The sequence below is a fragment of the uncultured Campylobacter sp. genome (assembly GCF_937997405.1).
Lineage (GTDB): Bacteria > Campylobacterota > Campylobacteria > Campylobacterales > Campylobacteraceae > Campylobacter_B.
Map to the genome: position 1 here is coordinate 1 of NZ_CALKTL010000044.1, position 16693 is coordinate 16693.

General features: G+C 36.2%; 17 protein-coding genes, 5 tRNA genes and 1 pseudogene. 22 read left to right on the forward strand and 1 reads right to left on the reverse strand.

The genetic code is table 11. The annotated features are described in order from the left end of the window. The 11 genes from Q0372_RS02200 to Q0372_RS02250 form a co-directional block, all read left to right on the forward strand. Window positions 1-1180, forward strand: a 1180-nt coding sequence (locus Q0372_RS02200) for an FAD-dependent oxidoreductase (RefSeq protein ID WP_298102023.1), incomplete at its 5' end; no start/stop codon positions are given. A 144-nt stretch (window positions 1181-1324) separates the two neighbouring features. Further along, a complete protein-coding gene (locus Q0372_RS02205) occupies window positions 1325-2452 on the forward strand; it encodes an alanyl-tRNA editing protein (protein WP_099002417.1) in 1128 nt (375 codons plus the stop codon). Continuing rightward, window positions 2445-3521 (forward strand): 23S rRNA (adenine(2503)-C(2))-methyltransferase RlmN, encoded by a 1077-nt coding sequence (gene rlmN / locus Q0372_RS02210; protein WP_023036587.1) that lies wholly within the window; start codon window positions 2445-2447, stop codon window positions 3519-3521. The genes Q0372_RS02205 and rlmN overlap by 8 nt, the downstream gene beginning before the upstream one ends. 3 nt (window positions 3522-3524) lie before the next feature. After that, window positions 3525-5780, forward strand: a complete 2256-nt coding sequence (locus Q0372_RS02215; protein ID WP_298102039.1) for a transglycosylase domain-containing protein — start codon at window positions 3525-3527, stop codon at window positions 5778-5780. 1 nt (window position 5781) lies between these two features. Beyond that, window positions 5782-7830, forward strand: coding sequence for an ATP-dependent helicase (locus Q0372_RS02220; protein ID WP_298102042.1), 2049 nt, complete (start codon window positions 5782-5784; stop codon window positions 7828-7830). After that, window positions 7820-7957: a hypothetical protein gene (locus Q0372_RS02225; protein WP_298102044.1), complete on the forward strand. Its 138-nt coding sequence runs from the start codon at window positions 7820-7822 to the stop codon at window positions 7955-7957. The genes Q0372_RS02220 and Q0372_RS02225 overlap by 11 nt, the downstream gene beginning before the upstream one ends. 39 nt (window positions 7958-7996) lie before the next feature. Beyond that, window positions 7997-8122, forward strand: a complete 126-nt coding sequence (locus Q0372_RS02230; RefSeq protein WP_298102047.1) for a hypothetical protein — start codon at window positions 7997-7999, stop codon at window positions 8120-8122. Beyond that, a complete protein-coding gene (gene argF, locus Q0372_RS02235; protein WP_298102050.1) occupies window positions 8119-9042 on the forward strand; it encodes an ornithine carbamoyltransferase in 924 nt (307 codons plus the stop codon). The genes Q0372_RS02230 and argF overlap by 4 nt, the downstream gene beginning before the upstream one ends. A 15-nt stretch (window positions 9043-9057) precedes the next feature. Continuing rightward, window positions 9058-9540 (forward strand): DUF2603 domain-containing protein, encoded by a 483-nt coding sequence (locus Q0372_RS02240; protein ID WP_005872648.1) that lies wholly within the window; start codon window positions 9058-9060, stop codon window positions 9538-9540. After that, window positions 9533-10897: an oxygen-independent coproporphyrinogen III oxidase gene (hemN, locus tag Q0372_RS02245; protein ID WP_298102053.1), complete on the forward strand. Its 1365-nt coding sequence runs from the start codon at window positions 9533-9535 to the stop codon at window positions 10895-10897. The genes Q0372_RS02240 and hemN overlap by 8 nt, the downstream gene beginning before the upstream one ends. An 11-nt stretch (window positions 10898-10908) precedes the next feature. Then, window positions 10909-12213 carry a (Fe-S)-binding protein gene (locus Q0372_RS02250; protein WP_298102056.1) on the forward strand — a complete coding sequence of 435 codons (1305 nt, stop codon included), beginning with the start codon at window positions 10909-10911 and terminating at the stop codon, window positions 12211-12213. 614 nt (window positions 12214-12827) lie between these two features. On the opposite strand, the gene Q0372_RS02255 is transcribed toward Q0372_RS02250, so the two are convergent. Next, window positions 12828-13040, reverse strand: coding sequence for a hypothetical protein (locus Q0372_RS02255; protein ID WP_297882846.1), 213 nt, complete (start codon window positions 13038-13040; stop codon window positions 12828-12830). 126 nt (window positions 13041-13166) lie between these two features. Between Q0372_RS02255 and Q0372_RS02260 the strand changes: the two genes are divergently transcribed. The 11 genes and pseudogenes from Q0372_RS02260 to Q0372_RS02310 all read left to right on the forward strand — a co-directional run. Further along, window positions 13167-13242 (forward strand) — tRNA-Thr (locus Q0372_RS02260). Between the two features lie 36 nt (window positions 13243-13278). Further along, window positions 13279-13363: transfer RNA gene (locus Q0372_RS02265), tRNA-Tyr, on the forward strand. Window positions 13364-13375: 12 nt separating this feature from the next. Beyond that, a tRNA-Gly gene (locus Q0372_RS02270) sits at window positions 13376-13452 on the forward strand. A 113-nt stretch (window positions 13453-13565) separates the two neighbouring features. Further along, window positions 13566-13640: transfer RNA gene (locus Q0372_RS02275), tRNA-Thr, on the forward strand. Between the two features lie 56 nt (window positions 13641-13696). After that, entirely contained in the window at window positions 13697-14896 is a 1200-nt protein-coding gene (tuf, locus tag Q0372_RS02280; RefSeq protein WP_040304280.1) for an elongation factor Tu, read from the forward strand. A gap of 55 nt (window positions 14897-14951) precedes the next feature. Then, window positions 14952-15125: a 50S ribosomal protein L33 gene (gene rpmG / locus Q0372_RS02285; RefSeq protein ID WP_005872634.1), complete on the forward strand. Its 174-nt coding sequence runs from the start codon at window positions 14952-14954 to the stop codon at window positions 15123-15125. A 7-nt stretch (window positions 15126-15132) separates the two neighbouring features. Beyond that, window positions 15133-15208, forward strand: a tRNA-Trp gene (locus tag Q0372_RS02290). Between the two features lie 12 nt (window positions 15209-15220). After that, window positions 15221-15394, forward strand: coding sequence for a preprotein translocase subunit SecE (gene secE / locus Q0372_RS02295; RefSeq protein ID WP_005872632.1), 174 nt, complete (start codon window positions 15221-15223; stop codon window positions 15392-15394). A gap of 14 nt (window positions 15395-15408) precedes the next feature. After that, window positions 15409-15939 (forward strand): transcription termination/antitermination protein NusG, encoded by a 531-nt coding sequence (gene nusG / locus Q0372_RS02300; RefSeq protein ID WP_291939405.1) that lies wholly within the window; start codon window positions 15409-15411, stop codon window positions 15937-15939. Window positions 15940-15959: 20 nt separating this feature from the next. Continuing rightward, entirely contained in the window at window positions 15960-16385 is a 426-nt protein-coding gene (gene rplK / locus Q0372_RS02305) for a 50S ribosomal protein L11 (RefSeq protein WP_005872629.1), read from the forward strand. Window positions 16386-16441: 56 nt separating this feature from the next. Beyond that, window positions 16442-16693, forward strand: a pseudogene (locus Q0372_RS02310) (50S ribosomal protein L1); the annotation flags it as partial.

Sequence of the window (16693 nt, forward strand, 5' to 3'; positions counted from 1 at the left end):
TACTGGATTTTTGAAACATATAATGGTAAGAAATAATGAAAAAAATGACGTTATGGTTGTCGTTGTTGTGAATAAAACTTCCCAATATAAGAATTTGGTTAAAGTTTTGGAAAAATTGTACGAAGAGAATGAAGAAGTGAAATCGGTTTATATTTCAGTGAAAAAAGAGCAGAATAATGTGATTTTAGGTAATGAAAGTAGACATATTTTTGGTGAAAGTTATTTGGAAGAGGAAATTGAAGGAATAAAATTTAAGATTTATCCAGATTCATTTTTCCAAATTAATAAAAGACAGGCGATAAAATTGTACGACAAAGCGATTGAATATTTTGGAGAAAATAAAAAAGGCACTGTGATTGATGCGTTTTCTGGGACTGGGACAATTGCGATGATACTTTCTAAAAACGTTAAAAAAGTTATCGGTATTGAAAGTGTTGAAAGTTCAGTTGTTGCGGGAAATATGACTATTGAAGAAAATGGATTGAAGTATGTGAGTTTACTAAATGGAAAAGTTGAAAAAATAGTTACTAATAAAGGAGAATTTCCAGCTGATATGGTAGTTTTATGTGCTGGATTCAGACCTAATACAGATTTAGGAAAAGATAAATTAGAATTATTTAAAAATCGTGCATATATAGTTGATAGAACTCAAAAAACAAGTTTAGATGATGTTTATGCAATAGGTGATTGTGCAACAGTATTTGATAATTCTACTGGAGACATAAACTATATTGCTCTTGCAACAAATGCAGTTAGATCTGGAATAATTGCTGCTCATAATGTTTGTGGAACAAAATTAGAAAGTATAGGAGTGCAAGGTTCTAATGGAATTTCTATTTTTGGATTAAATATGGTTTCAACAGGACTTACTTATGAAAAGGCTCAAAAATTAGGAATTGATGTTTTAGAAACAACTTTCCATGATTTACAAAAACCAGAATTTATGGAACATAATAATGAAGAAGTATATATAAGAATTGTATATAGAAAAGATAATAGAAAAATAATTGGAGCTCAAATGGCTTCTAAATATGATATTTCTATGGCAATGCATGTATTCTCATTAGCTATACAAGAAGGAGTAACTATTGATAAATTTAAATTATTAGATATTTTATTCCTACCTCATTTTAATAAACCATATAACTATATTACTATGGCTGCACTTGGTGCAAAATAAAAATATAAATTAATTTTTAGATTTTGATGCTATTGTAAATTTGCAATGGCATTTTTTTATTTATTTTTAATTTCTAGTTTTTATTTTTTAAAAATAATGTTAAAATAAAGAGATGGATATTTTCTAAAAAGAGGGTGAGATTTTATGGAAAATATAAAAATAAATATAAAAAAAATTTCTGATAAGACTTATGAAATTTTAAATTCTCCTTTTTATGTTGATGGTAAAGGTGGGCAATTAGGAGATAGAGGAACAATTTCTGATGCAAATATTGTTGAAGTAAAAGAAAATTTAGTTATCTTGGATAAAAATTTAGAAGATGGAGAATATACATATTTTATTGATGAGAAAAGAAGAGAAGACATAAGACAACAACATACAGCACAGCATATTTTTTCAGCTGAGGCTTACAATAATTTTGGATTAAATACTGTTGGTTTTAGAATGGCTGAAGAATATACAACTGTTGACTTAGATCAAAAAGATATTTCAAAAGAGATTATAGATAAGTTAGAAGAACTAGTTAATAATGATATAAAGAAAGATATTATTATTGAAGAAGAAATTTATACAAATGAAGAAGCACATAAAATTGAGAATCTTAGAAAAGCTATTAAAGATAAAATAAAAGGTGATGTAAGATTTATAAAAATTGGGGATATTGATATTTGTGCTTGTGCAGGATTTCATGTTTCAAGAACTTCTGAAATAGAAATTTTTAAACTTATATATCATGAAAACATTAAAGGAAATTATACAAGATTTTATTTTTTAGCAGGTGAAAGAGCTAAGGCTGATTATAATAAAAAGCATGATATAATTAAAAAATTGACCAATATATTTTCTTGTAAAGATGATGAAATTTTAGAGATGCTTGATAAATCTTTAACAGAAAAGGCTAAGATAACAGCAGAATTAAAATCTTTAAGTATGAAATATGCAGAACTTATGGTAAAAGATTTTGAAAATTCTTTTATTGAATATAAGGGACATAAAATTTTAATATATAATGAAGATGAAAACTTAGCAAATATCTTGGCTAAGTTTGTGAATTTAGATAAATTTTTATTGTTAAGTGGCTATGATAAAAACTTTTCTCTAAATTCAAATATTTATGATTGTAAGGCAATAATTTTAAATATTACAAAGTCTTTTCCTACCATAAAAGGTGGAGGAGGAAAAAATAAAGGAAATATAAAGCTTGATAAAGCATACAGTAGAGATGAACTAATAGAACTAATAAAAAAAGGAATTGATAATAATAATGAATAATGAAAAAATTAATATTTTAAATCTAACACAGGAGGAGTTAACTGAGCTTTTAGTATCTCTAGGACTAAAAAAGTTCTATGGAAAAGAAGTTTTTATCTGGTTACATAAAAAGATTGCTAGAAGTTTTGATGAAATGACTAATCTTTCTTTAAAAGATAGAGAAATCCTAAAAGAAAAAACTTATATACCATTTTTTAACTTATTAAAATATCAAGTTTCAAAGATAGATAAGACAGAAAAATTTTTATTTGAGTTAGAAGATGGTGGAACAATAGAAACAGTTCTTTTAAGACATAAAGACTCTAAAAATAAAGAAATTAGAAATACACTTTGTGTTTCATCACAGGTTGGCTGTCCTGTAAAATGTAGTTTCTGTGCAACAGGACAAAGTGGATATATGAGAAATTTATCAGTGAGTGAAATTTTAAATCAAGTTTATACAGTTGAGAGAAGACTTAGAAAAAAAGGAGAAACTTTAAATAATTTAGTATTTATGGGAATGGGAGAACCTCTTTTAAATATTGATAATTTAGCTCAGTCACTTAGTATAATTTCAAATGAAAATGGAGTTAATATTTCAAAAAGAAAAATTACAATTTCAACTTCTGGTGTAGTTTCAGGTATAGAAAAAATTTTATTGGATAAAATCCCAATAGAACTTGCAGTTTCTTTACATAGTGCCATAAATGAAAAAAGAGATAAAATCATACCAATAAATAAGAACTTCCCATTGGAAGACCTGTCAGCTGTTTTAGTTGAATATCAAAAACAGACTAAAAGAAGAATTACTTTTGAATATATTTTAATTGATAATTTTAATATTTCAGAAACAGATGCCAATGCTTTGGCAGATTTTATACACCAGTTTGACCATGTTGTAAATTTAATACCATATAATGAAGTTGAAGGTGTAGAACACACTAGACCTTCTGTAAAAAAAATAGATAAGTTCTATAATTATTTAAAAAATGTTAGAAAAGTTAATGTAACTCTAAGACAAGAAAAAGGTAGCGATATAGATGGAGCTTGTGGACAACTTAGACAAAGAAATAAAAAAGGGGATAACTAGATAATGAAAAAAATACTTATTCTTTTATTAAAACTTATAGGAGCATTATTTATTGTAGGAGCAATAGCAGTTTTTGCAATAATTATAAAGTATAGATTGGAATTACCAAATCTACAAAGTATGGTTGAGGACTATAAACCTCAAATGGCAACAATAATCTATGATAAAAATAATAATGTTGTGGATACTTTATCTGTTGAAGCAAGAGAAGTTGTTAAACTTGAAGATGTTTCTCCATATGTAAAGGATGCTTTTTTAGCTATTGAAGATAAACAATTTTATTCTCACCATGGTTTAAATTTTAAAGGGATAGCAAGGGCAGTTATTACAACTTTTTTAAAAGGAAGAGCAACACAGGGTGGAAGTTCTATAACTCAACAATTAGCTAAAAATGCCTTTTTAACACCTGAAAAAACATTTTCAAGAAAAGTAAAAGAAGCAATTTTAACTTATCAAATAGAAAGAACTTATACAAAAGATGAAATCTTAGAAAGATACTTAAATGAAATATATTATGGTTCAGGTTCTTATGGTATAAAAAATGCAGCAGAACAATATTTTAGAAAAGATGTAAAAGATTTAAATATTGCAGAGTCTGCTTTACTTGCAGGTATTCCAAATAGACCTACAAAGTATGACCCAAATAGAAATTTAGAAAATGCTTTACATAGACAAAAAATTATTTTAAAAGAAATGTATACAGATGGAAGAATTACAAAAGAGCAGTATGATGAAGCCTTAGCATATAAATTTGAGCTTGAAAATGAAGATAATGTAAAAAATGTTCCTGCTAATACTTCAATAATTTATAATAAAAGAACTAAAAATACATATAAAAATCCTGAGCTTACAACAATAGTTGAAGATTATCTAGCAGAAATTTATGATGAAGAACAAATTTACACTTCTGGATTAAAAATTTACACAACTATTGACTTAGATTATCAAAAAGTAGCTAAGGAAACTTTTAATAGCTATCCATATTTTAAAAATAAAGAAATAAATGGAGCTATGATTACTTTAGATCCATTCACTGGTGGAATAGTATCAATAGTTGGTGGAAAGAATTTTAAGGCTGGTAACTTTGATAGAGCAACTATGGCAAGAAGACAATTAGGATCATCATTTAAACCATTTGTATATTTAGAAGCTTTACAAAATGGTTTTGACCCTTATACTGTTGTAGTAAATGATTTTGTTGCTTTTGGAAAATGGGCACCTAAAAACTTTGATGGTAGATACACATATAACTCTACTTTAGTAAATTCATTAAATTTATCTTTAAATGTTCCAGCAGTAAAATTATTAGATGCTATAACTGTTGAGACTTTTAAAGAAGCTCTTGGAGATAATATAAAATTAACATCTGAAGTTAAAGATTTAACTGCTGCACTTGGTTCAGTAGATAGCACACCTGTGAATGTTGCAGCTAACTTCTCTATATTTGTAAATGGTGGTTATATTGTAAAACCTAATATCATAAGAGAAATTAGAGATAATCAAGATATACTTATTTATGTTGCAGAAATAGAAAAAACAAAAGTTTTTGATAGTGTTGATACAAGTGTAATAACTGCTATGTTAAAAACTGTTGTAAGTAATGGTACTGCCTCAAATGCAAGAGTTGTTGATAAAACAGGTAAACCTATACAACAAGGTGGAAAAACAGGAACAACAAATGAACACAGAACAGCTTGGTTTGTTGGAATTACTCCTGAATATGTTACTGCTTGTTATATAGGTAGGGATGATAATAAACCTATGTATGGTAAGATGACAGGAGGAAGTGCTGTTGCTCCTATGTGGGCTAAGTATTATCAAACTCTAATAAATAAAGGTCTATATACACCAGGAAAGTTTGAATTCTTAGAAAACTATTTAGAAACTGGTGACTTAGTAAAACAAAATATTGATATCTACTCTGGTCTATTAGATGGACCTAATAGTAAAGAATTTACTGTTAGAAAAGGTAGACTTCAAGTTGAAAGTGCAGGTAAATATAAAAATGGTATTGCCTCTGTCTTTGGTTTAGATGGAAATGTAACTGGTGGAGCAGGTATTGATATGTCTGAAGGAATGATAATTGATACTGGAAGTGAAGAAGGTACAGTTACAGAAGGAAGCACAGGTGAAGGAACTACTGAAACTGGAACTTCTAATACTCCTTCTACTTCAACAGGAGGAAATACTCCACCTGTTCAAAATAATAACTCTAATAAAGATGGAGATAGCCTAACAAATAGACTTTTAGGAGATTAGAATGTCAAATTTGAATAAAAAACAATTTGAAGCAGTTGAAACTGTCAATGGTCCTGTTGTAATAATAGCAGGGCCTGGGACAGGAAAAACAAAAACTCTTGTTGAAAGAACTGTAAATATCCTTGTAAATAAAGAAGTAGAAGCTAAAAAAATTATGATTACTACTTTTACAAATAAGGCTGCTAAAGAATTGGAGCTTAGAATAAATGAAAGATTGGAAGAATTAAATAAAAATATAGATATAAGTGATATATACTTAGGAACTATGCATTCTATTTGGACAAGACTTATACAAGAAAATATTACTTATTCTAATTTTTTTGATAACTTTGAGCTTATGAGTGGAGATTATGAGCAACACTTTTTTATTTATTCAAGATTAAAAGAATACAAAAAATTAGAAGATTATCAAAAGTTTTTTGATAATCTTTCTTATAATGAGAATAAATATAGAAGTGATTGGCAAAAGAGCTCTTTTCTTAGAAATAAAATAAATGATTTAAATGAAAATGCAATAGATATTGAAAGTATACAAACTACTGATATCTATATAAATTTTATAAAATCAGCTTACAAACTTTATGAAAAACAACTTTTTGAAAATAATATAGTTGATTTTTCATATTTGCAAGTAGAGTTTTTAAATATGGTTTTAAAAAATAGTGAATTTTTAGAAAAGATTAATAATAATTTTGACTATATTATGGTTGATGAATATCAAGACAGTAATAAAATCCAAGAGAAGATATTGCTTTCTATTTCCAAAAATAAAAAAAATATTTGTGTTGTAGGAGATGAAGATCAATCTATATATAGATTTAGAGGAGCAAGTGCAGAAAATATTTTAAATTTTTCTAAACATTTTGGAGAAGGTGAATGTAAACTTATAGTATTAGAGGAGAACTATCGTTCAGTAAATGATATAGTTGAGTTTAATAATAAGTGGATAAATGCTATTGATTGGCATGGAAATAGATTTGAAAAAAATATAGTATCAATGAGATTAGATAATATTTTAAGTAAAAGTGTTTTTCATATTTCTGGAAGTACCTTAGATGAAAATATCAGAAATACTGTAACTTTTATAAAAAAGTTAAAACAAAATAATAAAATTACAAACTATAATCAAATTGCTATCTTATTTTCACATTTTAAAGATAGGTCTGCAAAAAAATTAGAAGATGCTTTAAAAAAAGAAAATATTGAAGTTTATTCTCCAAGAACAAAAGTTTTCTTTGAAATGTATGAAGTAAAATTAACTTTTGGAATAATTTTAGCTTGTTTTAAAAAGTATTTCCCAGAAGAAGCACTTGATACATATTTATTAGAGTGTCTAGATTTAGCAAGAATAGAAATTAGAAAAGATAATGAATTTTTAAATTGGATAAAAGAAAAAATTGAAAATATTTCTGAATATAGTTTCAACTCTTTAAATGAAATTTTTTATGAATTATTAAATTTTTCTTATTATAAGAATGTTTTAGAAGAAAAAGGTCCTATTGAAGCAAGGGCTAATCATAATCTAGCTATACTTAGTAAGATATTTAAAAACTTTCAAAAGTATGTACATTCTAAAAAGATAAGTATTGAAGATAATTTTTCTATAATTAAATATTTTTTCACAAAATATTTAGAAATCTTAAAACAGTCAAGGGTTGATGAGATTTTTTCTGAGGAAGATTATCCTAATGATTGTATCCCATTTTTAACTATACATCAATCAAAAGGTTTAGAATTTCCAGTAGTTATTGTATTCTCACTATATTCTAAGCCCAATGTAAGTGGTGATTTATCAAGACAGACAAGTATAGATAGACTTATCAATTCAAATTCTAAAATCTCTGAGATAGACAAAGAATATTTTGATTTTTATAGAAAATTCTATGTGGCTTTTAGTAGAGCAAAAAATTTATTAGTTTTAAGTTGCTATGAAAAAGGGGTATCTGAAAATTTTAAACCTTTTTTCTATTCAGTTCGTGGAGTAAATAGTTTACAATTTGATATTAATCAAATAAATTTAGATGAAGTTAGCAAAAAAGATGAAATTTGAAGCTAAAATTTTACCCGTAAACGGGGATGAGTGCATAGAGAATTTCGACGAGCTTTCGAGCGCCGTTATTGCGAAACTGGATAAACCTAGCAATAGGGCTGTTTTTGAGCGATTAAAGGATAAATGAAATATTTGACGCTAGTTTTTATCGGCGAATTCTATAGTTTTGGACGACGAGGAATTTTATGCGGCGATGGAGGACATAGTCGTAAAGGTGGCTGCGGGCGATATGACGAAAGGTGATTTAAAAGAATTTTTTAGTAAATTTATAAAAGATAAGGGAGATAAATGAGGTACTTTCTTACGTTAAACGATTTTAGCAAAGACGAGATAATCGAAATTTTAAATTTAGCCTTTGAGATTAAAAAAGAGGCCAAGGCGCGAAATTTCAAGCCATATTTGAAAGATCAAAAATTAGCGATGATATTTGAAAAAAGCTCGACCAGGACGCGAGTTAGTTTTGACGTGGGGATGAATGAGCTCGGCGGGCACGCGCTGTTTTTGAGCAGTCGCGACATACAGCTCGGGCGCGGCGAGCCGATCAAAGACACTGCGCGCGTGATTTCGCGAATGTGCGATCTAATCATGGCGCGCGTAAATCGCCACGAGACGCTCATAGAGCTCGCGGAATTTAGCCGCGTGCCGGTGATAAACGGGCTAAGCGATAAATTTCATCCCGTGCAGTTAATGGCGGATCTTATGACGATCGTGGAGTGCGGCACCTCAATTTCAAAGATAAAAGCCGCGTACGTGGGCGACGGCAACAATATGACGCACTCGTGGCTTATGTTAGCCTCAAAGCTTGGATTTGAGCTGCGAGTAGCAACGCCCGTGGGCTATGAGGCGGATGCGCAAATTTTGGCGCAAGCGAGAGAAAATGCCGAAATTTCAGGCGCTAAAATTCTAACGGGATACGATATAAAAGAAGCCGTAAGGGGCACAAACGTCGTGACGACCGATACTTGGGTTTCGATGGGTCAAGAAGGCGAAAAGGAGCAAAGGATTCGCGATTTCGCGGGCTTTTGCGTGGATGAAAGCTTAATGGCTCTGGCCGAAAAAAACGCGATCTTTTTGCACTGCCTGCCGGCGTACCGCGGATACGAGGTGAACGAGGCCGTGTTTGAAGCGCATGCGGATGAAATTTTTGCAGAGGCGGAAAATCGCCTGCACGCGCAAAAGGGCGTTATGGTCTGGCTGGATCAAAAAAGATAAATTTTAGGAGAACGCATGGAAGAAAAAGATAAAGCGTTAAAAAAGATCGACAAAGCGAGCGAATTTTTCGGGCTGGATAGCTCGAAAAGGACGGTTTTTGAAATTTCGCAGGGCGAAGACAACGAGAAAAAACTCACTCTAAAAAGCGGCTCGTGGAGCGACGAGGAGCCGTGGTTCGGCATAGACGAAAATAACGAAGTGCACACGATGATCTCGATAAAATCGCTTGCAAATCTCATCGCCGCGACCAAAAACGCGATGCAGGAAAATTTTAACCTCAAGCTTGAGCGCTCGATTTTGCAGCATACGCCGGTGGATTTCGGCGACGCATGGATCGTGTGTATGGACGAGATCAGAAGGCTAACGGGCGCAAATCCGAGTGCGAAAAGATTAAGCTTAGACGTCGATGCCGTCGTCTCACGCGTAAAAAGTCTGCATCCAAACCTTTTTATCGACATTGAAGAGCTTATCAAAACCAAGGCGGGCGGCCGTGAATAGCATAGACTTCGACGCTTACGCGAAATTTTCGCGCCCGGGGCCTCGCTACACGAGCTATCCGACCGCTTTGGAATTTAGCGAAAACTTCAGTTACGACGGGTATTTGAACGAGCTGAAAAATCAGAAAAGCTCCACGCCGCTGTCGCTTTACTTTCACATGCCGTTTTGCCGCTCCGCCTGTTATTTTTGCGGCTGCAACGTAATCTACACCGGCAAGCGCGACAAGATGGATCGGTATTTGGACTATATCGAGCGCGAAATGCAAATTTTAAGCGGCGTCGTGGACGGCTCGCGGCAAGTCGTGCAGATGCACTTCGGCGGCGGTACGCCTACGTATTTTAGCGCCGAACAGCTTGCGCGCCACATAAAAAATATCAAAAAATATTTTAAAAATTTCAGCCCTGAAGCCGAGATCAGCTGCGAGATCGATCCGCGATTTTTAAATGCCGAGCAGCTTGACGTGCTCGTTTCTAACGGCTTTAACCGCATCAGCTACGGCGTGCAGGACTTCGACGAGCGCGTGCAAAAGGAGATCCACCGCATCCAGCCTTTTGAGCTTACTAGGGACGTCATAGCCATGGCTCGCGAGAGGGGGATAAAATCGATAAATATGGATCTCATTTACGGTCTTCCGTATCAGAGCCTAGCTAGCTTTAAGCGCACGCTGGAGCTTGCGCTTTCGCTTGATCCGGACCGCTTTGCGATCTTTAACTACGCGCACGTGCCGTGGATCAAAAAATCTATGCGTAAATTTGACGAGACGACCCTGCCCGAGCCCAAAGTGAAGCTTGAAATTTTGAAATTTACACACGATTTTTTGAGCGCGAACGGATATGAGATGATCGGCATGGATCACTACTCAAAGCCCGAAGACGAGCTTCATACCGCGCTTAAAAACGGCTCGCTACACCGCAATTTCCAGGGCTATACGACCAAGGGCGGCGCCGATCTGATCGGCATCGGGCTAACTAGCATCGGCGAGGGCGTGCGCCACTACGCGCAAAATTTCAAAGATATGGACGCTTACGAGGCCGCGATAGATGCGGGCAGGCTGCCGTATTGCAGGGGCGTTTTGCTAAATGAAGAGGATCTGCTGCGCAAAGAGGTGATTATGGGGCTGATGAGTAATTTTTGCGTAGATATAGAGGCGATCGAGGAGAAATTTAAGATAAAATTTTTCGAGCATTTCGGCGCGAGCCTAAAGCAGCTTGAGGCGCTAAAGGATTTCGTACAAGTCTCGCCGCATAGAATTTCAGTAACGCCTACCGGCACGCTTTTGATCCGCAATATCGCGATGTGCTTTGATGAGTATATGGGTAAAAATTTGGGCGAGAAGCGCTTTTCTAAAACTGTTTAAGCGGCGCGGCTATGAGTAAGGCAAAGCTTGGAGCATTCGATTTTGCGGCACTTAGCGAGCGTTGCGTAAAATGTGGTAAATGTATCCAAGTCTGCACGGTTCATGGTATTAACGGCGATGAAGTAACGAGCCCGCGCGGATTTGTGGATCTTTTGGGCGCTTACGGCAGGAATGAACTAAAGCTTGATAAAAACGCTAAGAAAATTTTTGAGAGCTGCTTTTTATGCACCAACTGCGTAGATATTTGCGGCGAGTCTTTGCCCATAGATACGGCAATCGAGAATGTTCGCGCACGCATTGCGGAAAAATTTGGCATCGCGTGGTACAAAAAAGCTGCGTTTTGGCTGCTCGGGCACCGCAAAGCGCTGGATCTAGCAGCAGCGCTTGGATACGTGTTTCTTAGCTGTGGCTTTAAGATGCGAAAAGATACGCAAAGCTCTATGTCGCCTAGATTTGGCTTACCACTACTTAAAAAAGAGCGCCTGCTGCCTGCTCCTGCGAAAAAAAGCTTTATGAACTCTCACGCAGAATTTATCGACAACGGCGGCGAAAAAACTATCGGAATTTTTATAGGCTGCATGGCAAACTACGCTTACACGGGCGTAGGCGAGGCGGTTTTACATATCGCGCGAGCGCTAAAGCTAAACGTAAATTTAATGAAGGAACAAGCCTGTTGCGGTGCTCCTGCGTATTTTACGGGAGATTTTGCAGCGGTTGAACGCGTGGCAAAATTTAATATAGCATATTTCGAAAAAGCTCTGCCTGCTCTTGATGCGATTATAGTGCCCGAGGCTACGTGCTCTGCAATGCTGCGGGTGGATTACGCGCATTTTTTTGAAAACGAGCCGCAATGGAAAGCCCGTGCGCAAAAGCTTGCGAGTAAAATTTTTATGGCGAGCGAATACTTTTATAAATTTACAAACTTAAGTGATCTTTTGATGCGCCGCGGCAAAAGGGCTTTAGCGATTACTTATCACGATCCGTGCCATGCCCGCAAAATGCAGGGTATTTGGAAAGAACCGCGCGGCTTGCTCGCTCAGAACTACGAAATAACCGAGATGGATGAGCCTAATAAATGCTGCGGATTTGGCGGTGTGACGATGCAGACCGAGCGTTACGAGCTCGCGCGTGAAGCAGGATTAGCTAAGGCGCGTGCAATGGCAGATCTGCCTGTGCGCGTAGTCTCCGCCGAGTGCAGCGCGTGCAGGATGCAGCTAAATAATTCGCTTTTTTTAAGCAGCTCGCAGACGAGGTGCGTAAATCCGCTAGAGCTCATCGCTGAAGCGCTTATGGGCGAGGAAAATTCCAATGGATAAATTTTGCGTTTTAGAAGCTCCTGCATTTCGCCGGCTTTTTACTCAATTCAAATCCTGGGGTAAAATTCTGTGCTTTTTAAATTTTGGTTTTTAAAAATTATGATTAAATTTTATCGTTAGCTTGCAGAGGTTATGGTCTACACTTTTGAGCTTTCTGATATATCAGCCTGAAGTGGCGTGCGGTGGAACCCATAGGCTTTGCTGCTGCGGTGGGGCTGATTAATATGATTTTAAATACTAAAATTTTGTAGTTTAGAATTTTAGCTGAGGGATTTGCGCAAAATTTTTAAGGAGTTGAATTGTAAGATGGATTTTGGCAGAATTTTAATTTTACGTGGCATTATTTGAAGTTCTATGGAATTTGCGACTAATGGCTGGAATTTTGATTTATTGATTTGCGCGGATTTGCTTGGCGCAGCAGGCTTAAAGCGCGAATTTTGAATTTCACAAAATTTTAAGTTAGTTGCCTATGCTTCTTGCACTTCGCGGTTTCGACGTTGCGGCAAAATTTCTTTCAAAAATGCCAAAGTATGCATAAAATATACTCACAATTTTTAGCACGAGATATTTGGCAAAAAGGCTAAGCTAGCGAGATCATGGATTTAAATTTAATTTTATTCTTGCTCTTTTGCGTCATCTTCAGAGTCCAGCTTTGCTTCTTCGATCAAGAGCCTGTTGGCTTCGGTAGCCTTTTTTATCTCGCTTAAGTTTTCTTCTATCTTATTTAAGCGCTTTTCAAGGGTATTTAGACGCTTTTCGGAGCGGGAGATAAAATAATAAATCAAATAAATCATAAAAACTATTATGATCCAAGGTACGATTTTCATATAAAATTCCTTAAAATTTAAAATTGCGCGCATTATAGCAGAAATTTTATGAAATTTTAAAATAGGCTGTTTTAGCCTTGACAATTGGGGATTTTTCGGTTATAATTGCCACTTCAATTTCAAAATGCTGGTGTAGCTCAGCTGGTAGAGCTACTGCCTTGTAAGCAGTGGGTCGGCGGTTCGATCCCGTCCACCAGCTCCATTTTTTGTAACAGTGTTTGACCAGATTTCATCAAAGGGTGAGATACTCAAGTGGCCAACGAGGGCAGACTGTAAATCTGCTGGCTTTGCCTTCCGTGGTTCGAATCCACGTCTCACCACCATGAATTTTTGATGCGGGATTAGCTCAGTTGGCTAGAGCATCAGCCTTCCAAGCTGAGGGTCGCGGGTTCGAGCCCCGTTTCCCGCTCCACCATTTAGGTTTACTGGGAGCTGTAAAACTTAACTGCTTTTATATGCTTACATAATCTAAATTTTGGTCGCATTGTTGGGTATTGGTAGCGATTTCTCTTTGCCTGAGTTTAGGCTCATATGGCTCAGAGGTAGAGCACTTCCTTGGTAAGGAAGAGGTCGCGGGTTCAAGTCCCGCTATGAGCTCCATAAAATAGAGTCGCTTAGTTTGTTGTGTAATCCACAAATCAATAACGGAGGATATGATGGCTAAAGAAAAATTTAATCGTAACAAGCCACACGTAAACATTGGTACCATCGGTCACGTTGACCATGGTAAGACTACTTTGACAGCTGCTATTTCTGCTGTTCTTTCCAGGAAGGGTCTAGCCGAGCTAAAAGACTACGACAATATCGATAACGCTCCAGAGGAAAAAGAGCGCGGTATTACTATCGCTACGTCTCACATCGAATATGAGACCGAGAAGCGTCACTATGCTCACGTTGACTGCCCTGGTCACGCCGACTACGTAAAAAATATGATTACCGGTGCGGCTCAGATGGATGGCGCTATTTTAGTTGTTTCCGCTGCAGATGGTCCTATGCCTCAAACTCGCGAGCATATCTTGCTTTCTCGCCAGGTAGGCGTTCCTTATATCGTAGTTTTCCTAAACAAAACCGATATGGTCGATGATCCGGATCTTTTAGAGCTAGTTGAAGAGGAAGTTAGAGATCTTTTAAAAGAGTATAAATTCCCTGGCGACGAGACCCCAATCATTAAGGGCTCTGCTCTTAAGGCTCTTGAGGAAGCTAAGGCCGGACAAGACGGCGAATGGTCTGCAAAGATTATGGAGCTTATGGACGCGGTTGATAGCTATATTCCAACTCCTGTTCGAGATACTGATAAAGATTTCCTTCTTCCGATCGAAGATATTTTCTCGATTTCCGGTCGCGGTACCGTTGTAACCGGTAGAATCGAAAAAGGTATCGTTAAAGTTGGCGATACTATCGAGATCGTAGGTATTAAACCTACTCAGACTACTACCGTCACTGGCGTTGAGATGTTTAGAAAAGAGATGGATCAAGGTGAAGCCGGCGATAACGTAGGTGTTTTATTGCGCGGTACTAAAAAAGAGGAAGTAGAGCGCGGTATGGTTCTATGCAAACCTAAATCGATCACTCCTCATACTAAATTTGAGGGCGAGGTTTATATCCTAACTAAAGAAGAGGGCGGACGCCATACTCCATTCTTTAATAATTATAGACCGCAGTTTTACGTTCGTACTACAGATGTTACCGGTTCGATTACTCTTCCTGAGGGAACCGAGATGGTAATGCCTGGCGACAACGTTAAAATTACCGTTGAGCTAATTGCTCCGATCGCTCTTGAGCAAGGTACTCGCTTCGCGATTCGCGAAGGCGGTCATACCGTAGGTTCAGGCGTCGTTTCGAAAATCATCGCTTAATTTTTTGCAAGTGGAATTTTAAAATTCCACTTGCTTTTTTATTCAAGGAAACCAAATGGCAAAGAATTCAAGTAGAGTAAAGGTCGGATTAAAATGCTCCGAAAGTGGCGATATTAACTATACTACTTATAAAAACAGCAAAACTACGACCGAAAAACTAGAACTTAAAAAATATTGCCCTAGATTAAAAAAGCATACGCTTCATAAAGAAGTCAAGTTAAAAGGCTAATTGTTATAGGGCAATAGCTCCAACGGTAGAGCGCCGGATTCCAAATCCGATGGTTGGGGGTTCGAATCCCTCTTGCCCTGCCACGAGGATTGGGTATGGAAAAAGTAAAAGAGTATTATAAACAAGCAAAAGTAGAGTTAGATAAGGTAATTTTTCCGACTAAAGATCAAACTAAAACAGCATATATCTCTGTAGTAGTCGTAGTCGTAGTTATCGCACTGTTTTTAGCGCTAGTGGATCTGATTATGTCCGCTTTGATAACGGCCTAAGTAAGGATCGTAATATGGCAAATAAATGGTATGCGATACAAACTTACGCTGGCAGCGAGATGGCAGTAAAGCGTGCGATAGAAGCTCTAAAGCAAGACGAAGCACTTGAGGCTAAGATTGGCGAAGTGCTAGTGCCTACCGAAGATGTTATAGAGGTCAAAAATACAAAGCAAACCATTAAAGAGCGTAGCTTATATCCAGGATATTGCTTTGCAAATTTAGATCTGGATACCACTTTATGGCATAGAATTCAGATGCTACCTAAGGTTAGTCGCTTTATCGGCGAGGCTAAAAAGCCCTCTCCGCTACCGGAAAAAGATATCGAAATAATTCTAGAAAAGATTAATAATCGCGAGGCTCCTAAGCCTAAGATTAATTTTGATGAGGGCGAGACGGTTAGGATCGTCGACGGGCCTTTTGCTAATTTCAACGGCATCGTAGAAGAGTATGATATGATCCATGGCAAGCTTCGCCTCAATGTTTCGATCTTCGGACGAAGCACGCCGATTGAAATTTCATACTCGCAAGTTGAAAAGATTATTTAAATTTTATAAGGAGTAAATTTATGGCTAAGAAAGTTGTTGGCGAAATCAAGCTACAAATAGCGGCCGCAAAAGCAAATCCAAGCCCGCCGGTAGGTCCTGCACTAGGTCAAAAGGGCGTTAATATTATGGAATTTTGCAAAGCGTTTAACGAGCGAACCAAAGATATGGCGGGTTTTAACATTCCTGTTATCATAACGGTTTATGCTGATAAAAGCTTTACTTTCATTACTAAACAACCGCCTGCGACGGATTTGATCAAAAAAGCGGCGAAGATAGATAAGGGCTCGGACAACCCTCTTAAAAAGAAGGTAGCATCCCTAACTAAGGCTCAGGTTTTAGAGATCGTCGAGAAAAAGATCGCCGATCTGAATACTAAAGATAGAGAGCAGGCGGCTAGGATTATAGCGGGTTCGGCTCGTTCTATGGGTATTACGGTCACTGACTAGACCTTTTGACCGCTAAGGTTTAAAAAAGCGGTAGCACTTTAATTGCGGAGAAATATATGCCAAAAAATTCAAAAAGATTCAACGAACTTTTAAAAAAAGTTGACGTAAATAAAATTTATAGCGTAGATGAAGCGGTAAGCACAGTAAAAACTCTAGCTTCTGCTAAATTTGACGAGACGGTAGAGATCGCTCTTAAACTAAACGTAGATCCAAGACATGCCGATCAGATGGTGCGCGGCTCGGTCGTTTTACCTGCCGGTACGGGTAAGAGTGTTCGAGTAGCCGTGATTGCAAAGGACGCAAAGGCT

Coding starts and splice junctions, on each gene's coding strand:
- Q0372_RS02205 (WP_099002417.1), top strand. CDS start 1,325: ATGGAAAATATAAAAATAAATATAAAAAAAATTTCTGATAAGACTTAT.
- rlmN (WP_023036587.1), top strand. CDS start 2,445: ATGAATAATGAAAAAATTAATATTTTAAATCTAACACAGGAGGAGTTA.
- Q0372_RS02215 (WP_298102039.1), top strand. CDS start 3,525: ATGAAAAAAATACTTATTCTTTTATTAAAACTTATAGGAGCATTATTT.
- Q0372_RS02220 (WP_298102042.1), top strand. CDS start 5,782: ATGTCAAATTTGAATAAAAAACAATTTGAAGCAGTTGAAACTGTCAAT.
- Q0372_RS02225 (WP_298102044.1), top strand. CDS start 7,820: ATGAAATTTGAAGCTAAAATTTTACCCGTAAACGGGGATGAGTGCATA.
- argF (WP_298102050.1), top strand. CDS start 8,119: ATGAGGTACTTTCTTACGTTAAACGATTTTAGCAAAGACGAGATAATC.
- Q0372_RS02240 (WP_005872648.1), top strand. CDS start 9,058: ATGGAAGAAAAAGATAAAGCGTTAAAAAAGATCGACAAAGCGAGCGAA.
- Q0372_RS02250 (WP_298102056.1), top strand. CDS start 10,909: ATGAGTAAGGCAAAGCTTGGAGCATTCGATTTTGCGGCACTTAGCGAG.
- Q0372_RS02255 (WP_297882846.1), bottom strand. CDS start 13,040: ATGAAAATCGTACCTTGGATCATAATAGTTTTTATGATTTATTTGATT.
- tuf (WP_040304280.1), top strand. CDS start 13,697: ATGGCTAAAGAAAAATTTAATCGTAACAAGCCACACGTAAACATTGGT.
- rpmG (WP_005872634.1), top strand. CDS start 14,952: ATGGCAAAGAATTCAAGTAGAGTAAAGGTCGGATTAAAATGCTCCGAA.
- secE (WP_005872632.1), top strand. CDS start 15,221: ATGGAAAAAGTAAAAGAGTATTATAAACAAGCAAAAGTAGAGTTAGAT.
- nusG (WP_291939405.1), top strand. CDS start 15,409: ATGGCAAATAAATGGTATGCGATACAAACTTACGCTGGCAGCGAGATG.
- rplK (WP_005872629.1), top strand. CDS start 15,960: ATGGCTAAGAAAGTTGTTGGCGAAATCAAGCTACAAATAGCGGCCGCA.